Annotated in this window: 17 protein-coding genes and 1 pseudogene; 16 read left to right on the forward strand and 2 right to left on the reverse strand. The window is 33.6% G+C overall.

Annotated elements, in window-relative coordinates; translation table 11 throughout:
- Positions 1–46 precede the first annotated feature (46 nt).
- The 10 genes from EDD66_RS04650 (at position 47) to EDD66_RS04695 (ending at position 7,601) form a co-directional block, all read left to right on the forward strand.
- Positions 47–1,798 (forward strand): Rqc2 family fibronectin-binding protein, encoded by a 1,752-nt coding sequence (locus tag EDD66_RS04650; RefSeq protein WP_123608390.1) that lies wholly within the window; start codon positions 47–49, stop codon positions 1,796–1,798.
- 26 nt (positions 1,799–1,824) lie between these two features.
- Complete coding sequence (locus EDD66_RS04655; RefSeq protein ID WP_123608391.1) at positions 1,825–2,631, forward strand: histidinol-phosphatase HisJ family protein; 807 nt, start codon at positions 1,825–1,827, stop codon at positions 2,629–2,631.
- A gap of 24 nt (positions 2,632–2,655) precedes the next feature.
- On the forward strand, positions 2,656–3,579 hold the full coding sequence (locus EDD66_RS04660; RefSeq protein WP_123608392.1) for a magnesium transporter CorA family protein: 924 nt from the start codon (positions 2,656–2,658) through the stop codon (positions 3,577–3,579).
- A gap of 124 nt (positions 3,580–3,703) precedes the next feature.
- The gene (locus EDD66_RS04665; protein WP_123608393.1) at positions 3,704–4,582 is read left to right on the forward strand and encodes a YicC/YloC family endoribonuclease; all 879 of its coding nucleotides are present in this window, start codon (positions 3,704–3,706) and stop codon (positions 4,580–4,582) included.
- 35 nt (positions 4,583–4,617) lie between these two features.
- A complete protein-coding gene (locus EDD66_RS04670) occupies positions 4,618–4,890 on the forward strand; it encodes a DUF370 domain-containing protein (RefSeq protein WP_123608394.1) in 273 nt (90 codons plus the stop codon).
- Complete coding sequence (gene gmk, locus EDD66_RS04675; protein ID WP_123608395.1) at positions 4,887–5,525, forward strand: guanylate kinase; 639 nt, start codon at positions 4,887–4,889, stop codon at positions 5,523–5,525. Before EDD66_RS04670 ends, gmk begins: the two co-directional genes overlap by 4 nt.
- 1 nt (position 5,526) lies before the next feature.
- The gene (rpoZ, locus tag EDD66_RS04680) at positions 5,527–5,775 is read left to right on the forward strand and encodes a DNA-directed RNA polymerase subunit omega (RefSeq protein ID WP_123608396.1); all 249 of its coding nucleotides are present in this window, start codon (positions 5,527–5,529) and stop codon (positions 5,773–5,775) included.
- 157 nt (positions 5,776–5,932) lie between these two features.
- Positions 5,933–6,502 (forward strand): signal peptidase I, encoded by a 570-nt coding sequence (lepB, locus tag EDD66_RS04685; protein WP_123608397.1) that lies wholly within the window; start codon positions 5,933–5,935, stop codon positions 6,500–6,502.
- A gap of 19 nt (positions 6,503–6,521) precedes the next feature.
- A complete protein-coding gene (lepB, locus tag EDD66_RS04690) occupies positions 6,522–7,127 on the forward strand; it encodes a signal peptidase I (protein ID WP_243115300.1) in 606 nt (201 codons plus the stop codon).
- Between the two features lie 12 nt (positions 7,128–7,139).
- Positions 7,140–7,601, forward strand: a complete 462-nt coding sequence (locus EDD66_RS04695) for a hypothetical protein (protein WP_123608398.1) — start codon at positions 7,140–7,142, stop codon at positions 7,599–7,601.
- A gap of 71 nt (positions 7,602–7,672) precedes the next feature.
- Here EDD66_RS04695 and EDD66_RS04700 read toward each other — a convergent pair whose 3' ends face one another.
- Positions 7,673–9,226, reverse strand: coding sequence for an ABC-F family ATP-binding cassette domain-containing protein (locus EDD66_RS04700; RefSeq protein ID WP_123608399.1), 1,554 nt, complete (start codon positions 9,224–9,226; stop codon positions 7,673–7,675).
- 187 nt (positions 9,227–9,413) lie between these two features.
- Between EDD66_RS04700 and EDD66_RS18375 the strand changes: the two genes are divergently transcribed.
- Genes EDD66_RS18375 through EDD66_RS18805 form a run of 3 tightly spaced genes read left to right on the forward strand, consistent with a single transcriptional unit; the run spans position 9,414 to position 9,963 of the window.
- The gene (locus tag EDD66_RS18375; RefSeq protein ID WP_170164256.1) at positions 9,414–9,581 is read left to right on the forward strand and encodes a hypothetical protein; all 168 of its coding nucleotides are present in this window, start codon (positions 9,414–9,416) and stop codon (positions 9,579–9,581) included.
- A 47-nt stretch (positions 9,582–9,628) separates the two neighbouring features.
- The gene (locus tag EDD66_RS04705) at positions 9,629–9,823 is read left to right on the forward strand and encodes a hypothetical protein (protein ID WP_123608400.1); all 195 of its coding nucleotides are present in this window, start codon (positions 9,629–9,631) and stop codon (positions 9,821–9,823) included.
- Between the two features lie 17 nt (positions 9,824–9,840).
- Positions 9,841–9,963, forward strand: coding sequence for a hypothetical protein (locus EDD66_RS18805; protein WP_279232878.1), 123 nt, complete (start codon positions 9,841–9,843; stop codon positions 9,961–9,963).
- A 34-nt stretch (positions 9,964–9,997) separates the two neighbouring features.
- Here EDD66_RS18805 and pyk read toward each other — a convergent pair.
- A pseudogene (pyk, locus tag EDD66_RS04710) lies at positions 9,998–11,410 on the reverse strand (pyruvate kinase); the annotation flags it as partial.
- A gap of 508 nt (positions 11,411–11,918) precedes the next feature.
- Here pyk and EDD66_RS04715 point away from each other — a divergent pair.
- From EDD66_RS04715 to priA, 3 genes are all read left to right on the forward strand, one after another.
- Positions 11,919–13,379 carry a UDP-N-acetylmuramoyl-L-alanyl-D-glutamate--2,6-diaminopimelate ligase gene (locus EDD66_RS04715; protein WP_123608402.1) on the forward strand — a complete coding sequence of 487 codons (1,461 nt, stop codon included), beginning with the start codon at positions 11,919–11,921 and terminating at the stop codon, positions 13,377–13,379.
- A gap of 84 nt (positions 13,380–13,463) precedes the next feature.
- Entirely contained in the window at positions 13,464–14,906 is a 1,443-nt protein-coding gene (locus EDD66_RS04720; protein ID WP_123608403.1) for a UDP-N-acetylmuramoyl-tripeptide--D-alanyl-D-alanine ligase, read from the forward strand.
- A gap of 58 nt (positions 14,907–14,964) precedes the next feature.
- On the forward strand, positions 14,965–17,226 hold the full coding sequence (gene priA, locus EDD66_RS04725) for a replication restart helicase PriA (protein WP_123608404.1): 2,262 nt from the start codon (positions 14,965–14,967) through the stop codon (positions 17,224–17,226).
- Positions 17,227–17,250: the final 24 nt, after the last annotated feature.

Genomic DNA, 17,250 nt, shown 5'->3' on the forward strand with positions numbered 1-17,250 from the left:
ATAGTTCGCAAACATCTGATCATTCTTATTATAGTAAGGAGACATTATGGCATTAGACGGATTAGTAATCGCAAACGTTGTGTATGAGTTAAATGAAAAACTTGTAAATGGACGTATTAATAAAATAGCTCAACCTGAGGATGATGAATTAATTCTTACCATTAAAAATAATAAAGAACAATATAGACTTTTATTATCGGCAGGAGCAAGTCTGCCCCTGATATATTTAACGGAAGAGAACAAGCAGAGTCCATTAACTGCACCGAATTTTTGTATGCTTCTTAGGAAACATTTAAATAGTGCTAAAATACTTAGTATTACTCAGCCTGGACTGGAGAGAATTATAAATATTGAAATTGAGCATCTTAATGAATTAGGGGATGTTTGTATGAAGCATTTAATGATTGAGTTAATGGGCAAACACAGTAATATTATCTTCTGTGATGAGAATAAAGTTATTGTGGATAGCATTAAGCATATTTCTGGCCTGGTCAGTTCCGTAAGAGAAGTACTTCCAGGGAGACACTATTTTATTCCACAAACACAAGATAAATTAAATCCTTTTGATTTAAGTTATGAACAATTTAAAGAAGTAGTCATAAGCAAACCAATGCCCATTGGAAAAGCAATCTATACTTCTTTGACAGGTATCAGTCCACTAATTGGAACAGAAGTCTGCCATAGGGCTGCTATTGATGCGGAAAGTTCCTGCAGTGCACTAAATGATATAGAAATGTTACATCTATATAAAAATTTAGAACGGCTTATTGAGGATATAAAAGGAAATAAATACAAGCCTAATATTGTTTATGATGGAAATGAGCCTATTGAATTCTCAAGTACAACTTTGACCTGTTATGGGAACCTGGTGGCGAAGCCATTTGATTCTATCTCAGAATTACTGGAGACTTATTATTCATTAAAGAATGTTATAACAAGAATACGTCAGAAGACTTCTGATTATCGCCGGGTTGTATCCAATGGGTTGGACCGCGCACGTAAGAAATATGATCTGCAGTTAAAACAGTTAAAAGATACAGAAAAACGTGATAAATATAAAGTGTATGGTGAATTGATCAATGCATATGGTTATAATCTGGAAGAAAGTGCAAAGTCATTAACGGCACTTAATTATTACACGAATGAAGAAATCACAATACCATTGGATCCGACTTTGTCACCGGGAGAAAATGCCAAGAAATATTTTGAGAAATATAATAAATTAAAGCGTACCTACGAAGCATTGTCACAATTTATTGAAGAAACAAAAGAAGAACTATCCCATCTTGAATCTATCAGTAATTCCCTGGATATTGCGTTGCAGGAAGAGGATTTGATTCAATTAAAAGAAGAATTAATGGAATATGGTTATTTAAAGCGTAAATTTGTGGCTGGAAAAGGAAATAAGAAACAGAAAGTTTTAAGCAAGCCATTTCATTATATATCATCGGATGGATATCATATGTATGTAGGTAAGAATAATTATCAGAATGAAGAGCTCACTTTTAAAATTGCTACGGGAAATGACTGGTGGTTTCATGCCAAAGGTATGGCAGGCTCTCACGTTATTGTGAAAACCAATGGAGAGGAACTTCCTGATACAACATTTGAGGAAGCAGGAAAACTGGCAGGATTTTATTCCAAAGCACGTGGAACAGATAAAGTAGAAATAGACTATACCCAGAAAAAGAATGTAAAAAAACCAAGTGGGGGGAAACCTGGGTTTGTTGTGTATTATACCAACTATTCACTAATGATAACTCCGGATATCACAGGGATCGTTCAGGTAAAAGATTAATTGTGATGGTGATGAAAGGAGATAAAATGATTTGTGCAGATTTTCATGTTCATACTGATTTTTCAGGAGATTCTGATACCCCAATGAAAGATATGATTGAAAGAGCAATTGATATTGGGCTTACCCAGATATGTATCACGGACCATATGGATCATTTATATCCGGAACAATATCATATGAATTTTACATTTGATGTGAAGGAATATTTTCATCAGATAGAAGAAATGTCAGAGTATTATAAAGACCGTATTAAGATTTATAAAGGGATTGAATTGGGGCTTGTACCTAAATTAGCCGGCTGGTATCAGGAATTAGTAAGTAAATATTCTTTTGATTTTGTTATCGGTTCTTCTCATATAGTAGATGATCTGGATCCGTATTATAGAGAATATTGGGAAGAGAAAGAGGAAGAAGAAGGGTATCGAGGATATTTTCAGACGATTCTTGATAATATGGATGCTTATGATGATTTTGATACCTATGGACATATTGATTATATCGTAAGATATGGTCCTTGTAAGAATCAGAATTATTCTTATAAGAAATATGCCGATATACTGGATAAGATCTTACTGGCAATCATCCATAAGAAAAAAGCCCTGGAGGTAAACACGTCCGGTTATAAATATGGATTAGAGCAGTCTCATCCCCACAGGGATATTATTAAACGCTACAAAGAACTGGGTGGGAAATATATTACGATTGGGTCCGATGCTCATAAACCAGAACATTTAGCCTATGATTTCAGGAAGATAAGTGATATATTAGTATCTCTTGGATTTGAATACTATACCATCTTTGAACATAGAAATCCTAAATTGATAAAATTTTAGCAAAAGACTGAAAGAAGGAATCATATGATTTATTTAATGGAAAATGGTAACATCAGACCATTAGAAGGTAAGAAGATAGAAAATATGGAAGATAAGAATTATATCGGTCTATGTTCTTATGAGGATGCTTCCAAATATGCAAAATCTTTTCAAATTTCAATCAGAGTACTCACCAAAACATTAATCAATCATTCCATTCGTTTTGAAAGCCGGGAAGATCTGGACATCCTATGTATTCCTATTATGGACTTTGATAATATCTATGATGATGCTCAGACCATGCATATGTTTATAGGGAAAAACCGCTTCCTTATTGTATGCAATGAAGATATGCTGGTAAAGAACATCATTAGTGAAATTACGGAAGACAATAATATAGATGTTAGTTTTGGAAGATTATTATATGATTTCTTAGATAAATTATTTGAAAAAGACAACCAGTATATTGATGGATATGAGAATGAAATTATGGAACTGGAAGATGAAGTTATCATCAATAAAGAATCAAAGGACTATGTGAACAGCATTGTACAATTCCGTAAAAGGTTATTTACACTAAAGCGCTATTACGAACAAATGATTAATCTGTTTAATTTAATATTAGTAAATGAAAATAATTTATTAGATAAACAATCCATTCGTTTGCTAAAAATACTGGCAGGAAAACTTGGAAGATTACATGGCAGCATTTTATTTTTAAATGAATATATCACTCAGATCCGTGAGGCTTATCAGGCAGAAGTAGATATTAATCTGAATAAAATCATGAAAGTATTTACAGTAATAACAGCAATTTTTTATCCACTTACCCTGATTGCCGGATGGTATGGCATGAATCTGAATATGCCGGAGTTTAAATATACTTATAGCTATCCCATTGTTATACTGTGCAGCATCTTTATAGTAATTGTTACAATTGCTATTTTTAAGAAGAAAAAATGGTTTTGAAAATAGTTCCCTGATATTGACTTGCAATATTATATCTATTATAATGACTAAAGTGTATGTTTTGATACATATTGCATATTTTTGGGTGCTATATAAGCCCAGTGACAGAAAAGAGTGTGAGTAGATGCTAAAAAGCATGACAGGATTTGGCAGGAGCGAAGTAGCAACAAAAGAACGTAAGATAATTGTTGAAATGAAAGCAGTTAATCATAGATTTTGTGATATTTCCATTAAGATGCCTAAGAAATTAAGTTTCTTTGAAGCTGGGATCAGAAATCTTTTAAAACAATATATCGGACGAGGCAAGGTTGATGTATTTATCAATTATGAAGATTATACAGAAAATACCGTATGTGTAAAGTTCAATGAAGATCTGGCAAGAGAATATCTAAATAATTTAAAACGACTTAGCAGCGAATTTGATCTCGTGAATGATATAACAACTTCCAATTTATCAAGATATCCGGATGTTTTTACCCTGGAAGAACAAGCAATTGATGAGGAACAGTTGTGGGCTTTTATAGAACAGGTAATACGGGAGGCAGCTGAGAAATTTGTGGATGCCAGAATTGCAGAAGGTCAGAATTTAAAGGAAGATCTTCTTGGAAAATTAGATGGTATGCTTGAATATGTAGCATTTATTGAAGAAAGATCTCCGGAGATTTTGGAAGAATATAGAGGGAAACTGCTTGCAAAAGTTCAGGAACTTCTTGGTGACACAAAAATCGATGAAGGAATACTTGCAACAGAACTTACTATTTACGCTGATAAAATATGTGTAGATGAAGAAACAGTAAGACTTAGAAGCCATATCTCAAATATGAAGGATACTTTAATGGAAGATGAAAGTGTCGGAAGAAAACTGGATTTCATTGCACAAGAGATGAATCGTGAAGCAAATACAATTTTATCAAAAGCAAATGATATTGAAATAACGAATAAAGCAATTAGTCTGAAAACAGAGATTGAAAAGATCAGAGAACAAATTCAAAATATTGAATAAGCTGTTCATCATCATAATTGAAATGAGGAATTTACTTGAATCGTCTGATTAATATAGGTTTTGGTAATATAGTAAATACGAATAAAATTATAAGCATTATAAGTCCTGAGGCGGCACCAGTAAAGAGAATGGTTCAGAATGCAAAGGATAGTGGCATGGCTATTGATGCTACATGTGGCAGAAGAACAAGGTCTGTTATTGTCACAGAAAGTGGTCATTTGGTGCTGTCTGCATTACTTCCGGAAACAATTGCAAGCAGGGCAAATGGCATAGATACAGCATCAACCACAAAAGGTGAAGAAGAATGAATAAACAAGGCGTTTTGACAGTAGTATCAGGTTTTTCTGGTGCGGGTAAAGGGTGCGTTATGAAAGCCCTCCTAAAGAAATATAATTATGAATTATCAATATCGGCTACTACAAGAGCTCCAAGAACAGGAGAAGAGCATGGTAGAGAATATTTCTTTTTGACAAGAGAAGAATTTCAAGGTATGATTAATAATAGCGAATTGATTGAATGGGCAGAATATGTGGGTAATTACTATGGAACCCCAAAAAAGTACGTTGAAAACCAATTAAATGCTGGGAAAGATGTGATTCTTGAGATAGAAATTCAAGGAGCGCTAAAAGTAAAAAACCAATTTCCCGATGCGTTGTTAATATTTATTACACCACCAACTGGTGAAGAGTTAAAATCAAGGTTGATCAGAAGAGGTACTGAGAGTATTGATAAGATCAAACAAAGATTACAAAGAGCAGCAGATGAAGTGATTCATATGGAAGAATATGATTATATTGTTCTGAATGAAACAGATAAACTTGAGGAATGTGTGGAAACAGTGCATAATATAATTCAGAATGAACATTATAAAGCTTCAAATAACTATAATTTTATTATTAAGATGAAAGATGAGCTTAAGGCTTTTAAGGAAGGAGATATATAAGATGATACATCCATCATATACAGATTTAATGGAAGTTGTAAATAGCGAGGTAGAACCAGGAGAACAACCTGTTGTTAATAGCAGATACTCTATTGTTTTAGCAACCGCAAAAAGAGCAAGACAGATCATTGACGGCAGTGAGGCTTTTGTAAAGGCAGATTGTCCGAAACCGCTTTCTATTGCTGTAGAAGAACTTTATGAATCAAAGATTAAAATTGTGAGTGACGAAACAGAAGTTTCTGAGGATTAATCTATATACATTTGTATTTTGGATATTCTTCCAAGATAAGGTACATGACAATAGAAGCATATTATTCTAGTGTCATGTATTATTTTTATCTGATGACTATTGACTGTGGCACTCCCACTTGATGCAATATTAATATTAAAGAAATAGAGGACTTACCATGGAAGCAGAAGAAAAGAAAGTTGACAAAAAGAAGGACAGTATCTTAAAAGATGTTTTAGATATGCTTTTATATTTTGGAACAGTAATGCTAGTTGTTCTTATCATATATAATTTTGTTGGACAGCAGGTTGAAGTAAACGGAAGTTCAATGGAAAATACATTAAAGAATGAAGACAGATTAATTTTAGAAAAAATATCATATCGTTTTAATGATCCGGAACGTTTTGACATAGTAGTATTCAGGCCTTATGAAGAGTATAAGGATGAATATTATATTAAACGGATTATAGGTTTACCAGGGGAGACAATACAGATTATAGGAAACAAAATCTATATAGATGGAGAAGTTTTAGAAGAAGATTATGGCAATGAACCAATGAGAGATCCTGGTATGGCAGAAGAACCTATCGTAATGGGTGAAGATGAATATTTCGTACTGGGTGATAATCGTAATCACAGTACAGACAGCAGATATGAAGTAGGGAAGGTAAAGAGAGAGGCGATCATTGGCCGTACTTTTGCAAGAATCTGGCCGTTAAGTGAGATGGAGATATTAAAGCATCAATAAATATGAAAGAAGGGGTAATATGGATACTAAGGATCTAAAAATGAATTCAATAGATATTGAACATTTAGATTTAAGTCAAACAAGTAGTAAAAAGCCCAGGTTATTAGCAAGTTTAAAAGAAATCATTATTTATGCAATTATTTTTATCATGTGTGTTTTTGTTCTGCCAAGATATGTAATACAAAAAACAATTGTAGATGGGGATTCTATGGAAACCACATTGCATGATAAAGATCGGCTGTTATTAGACAAATTAACTTATCAGTTTAAGAATCCAGAGCGTTTTGATATTATTGTATTTTACCCATATGGAAAAGATGTGGACGAATATTATGTGAAGAGAGTGATTGGACTTCCAGAAGAAACAGTCCAGATTATAGGGGAAGATATCTATATTAATGGAGATAAGTTAGAAGAGAACTATGGCAAGGATCCAATTACATATTCTGGTATTGCAGAAGAACCACTTACTTTAGGTGATGATGAATTCTTTCTATTAGGAGACAATAGGGAGATAAGCCTGGATAGCAGATATGAAGAAGTTGGTCTGGTTCATCGGGATATGATTGCCGGTCATGCAATTGTGCGAATATGGCCTTTTGACAAATTTGGTATCGTAAAATAGGGGGAGATACGAATGAAAAGAGAAAGAAATGACTTAGTTACATTTTTAGTAGGAATCATCATGTTAATAGCCGGTTTATATTGGTTTACATCCAGTGTTACGGTTACTACAGGTTTCTATGCCTGGAGAATCGGGGGATTGGGCATGAGCGGCCTTGTAGTTGTTCCTTTTATTGTGGGGATCTGCTGGATATTTGCAGACCCGGATTCAATGGGAGCGAAGCTTGTAACCGTTCTTGGTATAGTGATTATATTAGCTTCCATCATTGCAGGAACCCGCTTTATTTTCAGCAATCGAAACCTATATGAATATTTAATTATGCTTGTAGCAATTTGCGGTGGTGCTGCATTAACATTAAAAGTTCTTTTAGCAAAACCTAAAAACCAATTAGAAACAAAAAGAGATTTAGGGGCTAAAATGGAAGATTATAAAAAACTGGAAGACGAACTGGAAGAATTAAAAAAGAAGATATAATAGTATATATATTAAAAATATAAAAAAGCAGGATGTTATAAGACAATAACACCCTGCTTTTTTATGTTCAGTTATATTTTTGTGCTCCAATTTGTGCAATCAATGACTCTTGTGGCAAGTCCATCATAGAATTCAGGTTCATGGCAGATTAGTAAGATGCTGCCCTTATATGCTTTTAAAGCTCTTTGAAGTTCTGTTTTTGCATCTATATCTAAATGATTTGTAGGTTCATCTAATAATAAAATATTTGTCTCTTGGTTAATTAGTTTACATAGACGTACTTTTGCCTGTTCGCCACCACTTAAAACCCTGACCTGGCTTTCGATATGTTTTGTTGTCAAACCACACTTTGCAAGAGCGCTTCGTATTTCGTATTGAGTATAAGAAGGAAATTCAGTCCATAGTTCTTCAATACAGGTATTGTTCTTGGCACCAGTCATTTCCTGTTCAAAATAACCTTTATACAGATAGTCTCCAAGAATAACCCGGCCCTGAAGCGGCCTGATAATTCCAAGTATACTTTTTAATAAGGTAGTTTTACCTATACCATTTGCACCTGTCAATACGATTTTTTCACCACGTTCCATACTGAATGTGATAGGTTTGGATAGTGGTTCATCATAGCCGATCACCAGATGTTCTGCCTGGAATATATATTTGCCGGCTGCTCTGGCTTCTTTAAAATTAAATTCTGGCTTTGGTTTTTCTTTGGCTAATTCGATCACTTCCATTTTATCAAGTTTCTTTTGTCTTGACATAGCCATATTCCTGGTAGATACTCTGGCTTTATTTCTGGCAACAAAGTCCTGGAGTTCATTAATTTCCTGCTGCTGTTTTTTATAAGCAGCTTCTAATTGAGCTTTTTTTACTTCATAAACTTCCATAAATTTATTATAATCCCCAACATAACGATTTAATTCTTGATTTTCCATATGATAAATAAGATTTATAACACTATTTAAGAATGGAATGTCATGGGAAATTAGTATAAAAGCATTTTCATATTCATTAAGATAACGTTTTAGCCATTCGATATGAGTAACATCAAGATAGTTCGTCGGCTCGTCAAGTAAAAGAATATCCGGCTTTTCAAGCAGCAGTTTGGCAAGAAGGATCTTGGTTCTCTGACCACCGCTTAAATCAGTTACATCTTTATCTAAACCGATTTCATCAATATCAAATGCTCTGGCTATCTCATCTATTTTAGAATCAATAATATAAAAGTCATGGGAATCCAAAGTATCCTGGATAGTACCAAATTCATCCATTATAACCATAAGTTCGTTATCATCTGCATCTCCCATTTTGGAACAAAGTTCATTCATTTTTTCCTCTAATCCATAAAGAAAGGAAAATGCTGATTTTAAGACATCACGTATAGTCATACCTTTTTCAAGTACCGTATGTTGATCTAAATAACCAACTCTTACATTTTTGGCCCACTCTACATTTCCTTCATCAGGCATAAGTTTACCAGTTATTATATTAAGGAAGGTTGATTTACCTTCACCATTTGCACCAATTAATCCAATATGTTCTCCTTTTAAAAGACGAAAAGAAACATCATTAAATATTGCTCTATCCCCAAACCCATGACTAAGGTGTTCTACATTTAAAATACTCATTTCCTTGCTCCTTATTGTTTCAGTTTTATACTATCATACGTTTTCTTCTCTTTTGACACGCTTTTTTATTATATCACATTTTTTTTGATTTACAATATGGGAATACTCTGATTTTTCCTTTTGTAAAACATATGAATCTATAGTATAATAACAGCGGATAGTCATCAGGTAAGTGGAGGAAAGTATAATGCGTAATTGCCCTATTATAAAAAAAGAAATGAAACCAGAGGAATGTGAAGCTACTATTTATACAGTAAATAGTGGATTAAAGGAAGACGAGATTCTTCGAAGAATCAAGCGAATTAATGGATGGAAATTTATCTGCCGTAACTGTAAGCACTTTAAAAATGAGTAAATATACCCTGTAAGGTAAAGATGATATTTATATAAGGGAGTTGAAAAATGAAAAATAAGTCTACATTACCAATTGTTTTAGCTGTCTTGAATGTAATAGCCTGTTTGGTCATGAATTTTCAGGAATTTTTAATGGGAAGTCCTGCTTACTGCTGGGGCAATGGTATGGGTTTATATGGTTACTTCAATCATAGTGGCAATTATATCTATAATAATGATTATAATTCCGTTTGTATCTTTTAGACGTGGAAAATGAGAATATGACGAATATAAAAGATGGCTTGGGGAGCAAATTAAGAAAACGAATCAAAAGCTTAAATCAAAAGCTTAACAAAAAAGCTGCAGCTAAATTTACATTAGCTGCAGCTATATTTTTTATATAAATTAAACTGATATGTCCATATCAAACAAATACTACACGATTTGAACTTTAATTAAGTTGGTTGTACCTGAAATTCCAAGAGGAACACCAGCAGTAATAACAGTCAGATTACCTGGTCTTACATGACCGGCATTTTCAACAGTTTTAATTGCATGCTGGAATAATTCATCAGTTATTTTTTTCTCTTCAATTAAAAGCGGAGTAACGCCCCAGGAAAGGTTCAATTGTCTGCATACATGTTCGTAAGTACTGCAGCCGAAGATAGGGCATTTAGGACGATATTTAGATATCATACGGGCAGTTTGCCCTGATTTTGTTACTGTAATAATACCAGCAGCATTTAAATCATGAGCCATGGTAACAGTCGCATGAGAAATTGCATTTGTTACATCTGGATTACTTGGAATATCACGTTTCTTTAAACGGGTTTTATAATCGATATCTTCTTCGGTACGAATTGCTATCTTGACCATCATTTCTAAAGCTTCTACTGGATATAACCCGGCAGCTGTTTCACCAGATAACATAATTGCGCTGGTTCCGTCGTAAATAGCATTGGCAACGTCCGTAGTCTCAGCTCTGGTAGGTCTAGGATTCTTTATCATTGAATCAAGCATTTGTGTTGCTGTAATAACTTGTTTTCCAGCATCATAAACTTTTTTGATGATCATTTTTTGGATTACCGGCACTTCTTCATTAGGAATTTCAACACCCATATCACCACGGGCAATCATAATACCATCAGAAACAGCAATAATCTCATCAATGTTATTTACACCTTGCATATTTTCGATTTTTGCTATGATGTTGATAGAATTGCAATTATATTCTTCAAATATTTTTCTGATTTCTAATATATCAGCAGCTGTTCTTGTGAAAGAAGCAGCAATAAAATCATAACCTTTTTCAATTGCAAAGATAATATCTTTACGATCTTTTTCACTGATGAAAGGCATAGTTAAAACAGTACCGGGTACATTGACCCCTTTATTATTAGAGATAATGCCACCATTATTTACAATACAAATGATATCAGTATCTGTTTTGCTTTTTACTGTCATTTCAATTAATCCATCGTCAATTAAGATAGAAGAACCAACTTTAATGTCTTGTGGAAGTTTTGGATATGTGATTGAAACAATAGATTCGTTTCCAAGAATATCGCGGCTGGTCAAGGTAAATTCCTGGCCTTTTTTTAATTCTATTTTATCATTTTCAAATTTACAGATTCTAATTTCAGGACCTTTTGTATCAAGAAGTGCTGCAATTGGCAGGTTATGTTTTTTACGAAGTGCTTTTAATTTTTCAAATCTTCCTCCATGTTCCTGATGATCAGCATGAGAGAAATTGAATCTGGCAACATTCATACCTGCTAATGCCAATTTTTCCATGATCCCTTCCTTATCGGTAGAAGGACCAAATGTACATATAATTTTTGTTTTCCTCATTGTTTATTTTGTATGATTACTAAATGGATATGATAAGATCATAAGGACAATCTAGTACCATACACTCCTTTCCTGATAGTATATCTATGTGATTATATTGGTAAACGAATAAATAAATAGATGTTTAGAATAATTACAACAAATTACTCCGATGATATTATATCATATAAAATTTTTTTTGAAAGCTTTTTTTTATTTTATTGTTATAGTATAAATTTTAATAAATTAAATATATTTGATTAAAAATGTAACTATTTTTATGTATTTACATATTATTCCCAAGGAATACAATGAAAATGCAAAATGTTGACACTATTATTAAGATGGATTATAATGTGACATATTAGGAAAAATAATTATTTCCTATGATTTATCGGTTGGAACCTTAAGTACGAAAGATATTCCCCGATTCCTTTAAAGTAATCTTGACAAGCTTTAAAGGAAGCGGGGATGTTTATATTAGATGTCAGTTGTTAACAAATTTTAAAGTATTAGGGGAGAGATGCATATGAAATTAATGGAATTATTAAATAATACAACATACAAAGTTCTTCAAGGAGAGGCAGATATAAATGTAACAGATATAGTACAGGATTCCCGCAAAGTTAAACCAGGTGATGTTTTTGTATGTATTAAAGGAAGTAATATGGATGGGCATGATCTGATCCCTGACGTATTAAAAGCCGGAGTAACGGCATTGGTTGTGGAAAAAGAGATTGAAGTTCCAATAGGAATTACTGTGATTTTGGTAAAAAACACGAGAAATGCGTTGGCACATATGTCCTGTGCATATTTTGACCATCCGGCTAAAAAATTAAAAACTATAGGAATTACCGGTACAAAAGGGAAGACAACAACAACTTATATGGTAAAACATATATTAGAGCAATCAGGTATTAAAACAGGATTAATAGGAACGATTGAAGTCTTAATCGGAGAAGATAAAATAAGTTCTGTGAATACAACTCCTGAAAGTTATACTTTACAGAAATATCTGAAACAGATGGTGGATGCCGGATGTGAAGCAGTTGTAATGGAAGTATCTTCCCAGGGACTTATGTTAGACAGGGTTGCGGGTATCGAATATGATTACGGCGTATTTACAAATATTTCTCCAGATCATATAGGACCGAATGAACACAGTTCTTATGAAGAATATATGTATTATAAGAGTTTATTATTCAGACAATGCAAAACAGGGATTATCAATATAGATGACGATAACTACGAAAATATTATCAAGGACCATACCTGCAAAATTGAAAGCTTTGGTTTGTCAGGCAAAGCAGATCTTAGAGCGACTAATCTTGTTTTATATCGTAAAGATAGTATTTTAGGAATCCGTTTCCATGTAGAAGGAACTATGAATTTTGAGGTTAAACTAAACATGCCTGGAGAATTCAACGTTCATAATGCACTTTGTGCCATTGCAATTTGTAAACATTTCAATATTCAAATTAAAGATATCATACAGTCTTTTGAAACGATCAAAGTAAAAGGAAGGTTGGAAGTATATAATACAAATCAGCCTTATAGTGTAATTATCGATTATGCCCATAATGAAGTAAGTTTGAAGGAACTTTTATCTACACTTAAGGACTATAATCCAAAAAGATTAGTATGTTTATTTGGATGTGGAGGAAATCGTTCTAAATTACGCAGATATGAAATGGGTAAGGTTTCAGCACAGCTTGCAGATTTAACAATCGTGACTTCAGACAATCCTAGATTCGAAGAACCGGCAGATATCATAGCAGATATTGTATCCAGTGTTGAGAAGGAGAAGGGGAACTATATTTCTATAGAAGATAGGCGTGAAGCAATCAGATATTGTATTGAAAATGCCATTCCTGGTGACATTATTGTTCTGGCAGGGAAAGGACATGAACTTTATCAAGAAATTAAAGGTGAAAAATTTACTATGGATGAACGTGAAATCCTTAAGAATGTTTTTGAACAATTAAAGTAACCTGTAAATTTGACGGGCAATTAAGAGATAACCGGACTTTGTCCCCGTATCCTCTATAAAAATAAAAATGGAGTTGGAAACAGAATGGAAGCATTAAGTATAAAGGAAATTGTAAAAGCGGTAAATGGTATTCTTATCAATGGTAATGAGGATACTATTATAACCTCAGTCAGTACCAATTCAAAAGAAATCCACAAAGATGGGTTATTTGTACCAATTATCGGTGAAAGAGTAGATGCTCATAATTATATAAATAATGCTTTTGAAAATGGTGCAGCTGCGGTATTTACATGTAGAGAGATTAAAGATATAAGAGAGGATAAGAACTATATCAGAGTAGAGGATACTCTAAAATCCCTCCAAATTCTTGCTTCCTATTATCGGGATAAATTTCAGATTCCAGTGATTGGAGTGACGGGCAGTGTGGGTAAGACAACCACAAAAGAGATGATTGCAACAGTGCTGGAATCCAGATATAAAGTTATAAAAACAGCTGGAAATATGAATAGCCAGATAGGTCTTCCACTTATGATGTTTCAGATAAATAAAACTGATGAAATTGCAGTTATTGAGATGGGAATGAGTGAATTTGGAGAGATGGAAATACTTTCAGCCATTGCAAAACCTACAATAGCAGTAATGACGAATATTGGGGTATCCCATATAGCTCAGCTAAAAACTCAGGAGAATATCCGAAAAGAAAAATTAAATATTATTAATGAATTTAACAACTCAAGTATTTTATATGTAAATGGAAATGATAAGCTTTTAAATGAAATCCATCAATACACAGAAATTCCACAAAATACTGTTACAATAGATATATCGGAAGTGACCCGCAATAAATTGAACCAATCGTTAGTGTATTCCTATGGTACCAATAAAGGTTGTAACTATAGTGCAAGTAATATTAATACAGTGGGGAATGGCACAAGATTTCATTATAAATCAAAGAATGAAATGGAAGAGGTCGAACTGGGAGTTCTTGGTGAGCATAATGTATTTAATGCAGTGGTTGCACTTGCTATTGGAGAGCATTTTAAGGTACCCCTAAAAGATGCAAAAGAATCTTTAAAAGCGTATCGTCCAATAGCAATGAGGGGGCAGATCGAAGAGGTCCGTGGAATAAAAATTATTGATGATACCTATAATGCAAGTCCTGATTCAATTAAAAGCGGAATTTCCATGCTGTTAGAAATGCCATTAGTAAAGCGCAGAGCAGCTGTTCTAGCAGATGTACGTGAACTCGGAGAACATTCTTACCAATTACATTATGAAGTAGGAGAATTTATAGCAGGTAAAAATATTGATTTAGTAGTTACTATCGGCGTTGAGGCAAAAGCAATTGTAAAAGCAATTGAGAATAAAGATAAAAAGATACAAACTGCTTCCTTTGATGAAAATTTTGATGCAATTAAGTATCTAAAGGAATATTTACAGATGGGGGATGCAGTATTAATCAAAGGTTCCAGAGGCATGCATACAGAAGAAATAGTGAAAGCCATAAAAGAAGAAATAGTATCTTGAAGTTAGAAAAGCCAATCGTTTCATAATTATTTATACAGCAGAGAAAGGGGTGCAGCACTTGGTATATGCAGACGTAATTGTGGATATCTCACATGAGAATTTAGATAAGTCTTATCAATACGCTGTGCCGGATGAATTTATCAGTAAGGCAGTGATTGGTGCCTTGGTTGAAATTCCTTTTGGTAGAGGGAATCGTACCATAAAAGGGTATATTGTCGGGTTATCAGCCACTCCCAAGTTTGATGTGAGTTTAATTAAACCATTATTAAATGTTCCTTCCAATGGCTTAGTGATTGAATCTCATTTAATTCATCTTGCTTATTGGATTAAAGATACATTTGGAGCAACTATGAATGATGCACTAAAAACGGTCATACCAGTAAAGAGAACAGTTAAGAATGTTGAGAAAAGGATGATTCATCTTATCCTTTCTCAGGATATGGCCAAAGAAAAACTGGAGGAATTTCATAAGAAACATAATGTAGCCAGAGCCAGACTACTAGAGGAACTGCTAAAAGAGAATGGGCTGGATTATGAAACAGCAGTAAATAAACTTAATATTTCAAGGCAAACGATAAAAGCCCTGGAAGAACAAAAGATTATTGAAATAGTTTCTGAAACGATCTATCGTAATCCTATTAAAAGGAAAGAGATAGAAAACCAAAAAATTGTGCTGAATGAAGAACAGCAAAAAATCATTGATGAAGTAAAACAAGAATACGATTTGGGAATAAGAAATACTTATTTAATCCATGGAATTACAGGAAGTGGCAAAACAGAAGTATATATGGAACTTATTGAGCATGTAATCAGCCAGGGCAGACAAGTCATTATGTTAATTCCTGAGATTGCACTGACCTTTCAAACGGTAAACCGTTTTTATAAACGTTTTGGTGATCGAATCTCCATTATGAATTCAAGACTTTCTGCTGGAGAGCGATATGATCAGTATTTACGTGCAAAGAATAATGAGATAGATATTATTATCGGCCCCAGGTCAGCTTTATTTGCACCATTTTCTAATTTAGGACTTATTATTATCGATGAAGAGCATGAAGGAAGTTATAAAAGTGAAACACCTCCCAAATATCATGCCAGAGAGGTAGCAATTCAGAGGGCAGCCATGGTTGGAGCCAGCGTGATCTTAGGCTCTGCAACTCCATCTCTCGAGGCATATTATAAAGCTTTAGAGGGTGAATATAAATTATATCAATTGAACATAAGAGCAGGTCAGGGAATTCTTCCAAGAGTTCATATCGTTGATCTAAGAGAAGAATTAAAGAAAAGGAATAAATCTATCTTTAGTGAACAATTAAAGAGCTTAATTATAGATCGGTTGAATAAGAAACAACAAATCATGTTATTTATTAATCGGAGAGGGTATGCAGGTTTTGTATCATGCAGAAGCTGCGGACATGTAATGAAATGCCCCCATTGCGATGTATCTTTAACTTCCCATAATAATGGACATTTAGTCTGTCATTATTGTGGTTATCATGAGCCTATGACAGATAATTGCCCTGCCTGCGGTTCCAGATTCATAGCCGCTTTTGGCACCGGGACACAAAAAGTGGAAGAACTTATTAAGAAGGAATTTCCAGGAGCCAGGGTACTTAGGATGGATATGGATACTACATCAAATAAGAACAGTCATGAAAAAATATTATCATCCTTTGCAAATCAGGAGGCAGATATACTGGTCGGTACCCAGATGATTGTAAAAGGTCATGATTTTCCAAATGTTACATTGGTAGGTATTATAGCCGCAGACTTATCACTATATGCCAGCGACTATAGAGCAGGAGAGCGGACTTTTCAGTTGTTGACACAGGCTGCGGGAAGAGCAGGAAGAGGAAGTGAACCTGGAGAAGTAGTTATACAGACATATAATCCGGAACACTATAGTATTGTTGCGGCAGGCAGGAACGATTATAAAGAATTTTATAAAGAAGAAATGACTTTTAGAAAACTGATGGAATATCCTCCTGCTTCCCATATCCTGGCTATTCTGATTACTTCCAAAGAGGATGAAAAAGCAAAAAATTATGCATATTTTCTTTTGAAAGTAATAAATGATTTAAAAACATCCAATGATAATGATATGTATAGAATCAATGAAGAAAATCAGTTAGGTATCATTGGACCAACGAAAGCATATTTATCAAAAGCAAAAGATATTTTCAGGTGGATCATATATGTAAAACATATAGATTATGAAGAATTAAAAGACATTAAAAATAATCTTGAAAAAATAGAAAGTCCAATTGAATTTAAAGGAGTGGGTGTTCAGTTTGACTTTGATCCTATGAATGGTTACTAGGAACAATCATAGACACTAAAGAGT

This window comes from Mobilisporobacter senegalensis (assembly GCF_003752155.1).
GTDB classification, from domain to species: Bacteria; Bacillota; Clostridia; order Lachnospirales; family Lachnospiraceae; genus Mobilisporobacter; species Mobilisporobacter senegalensis.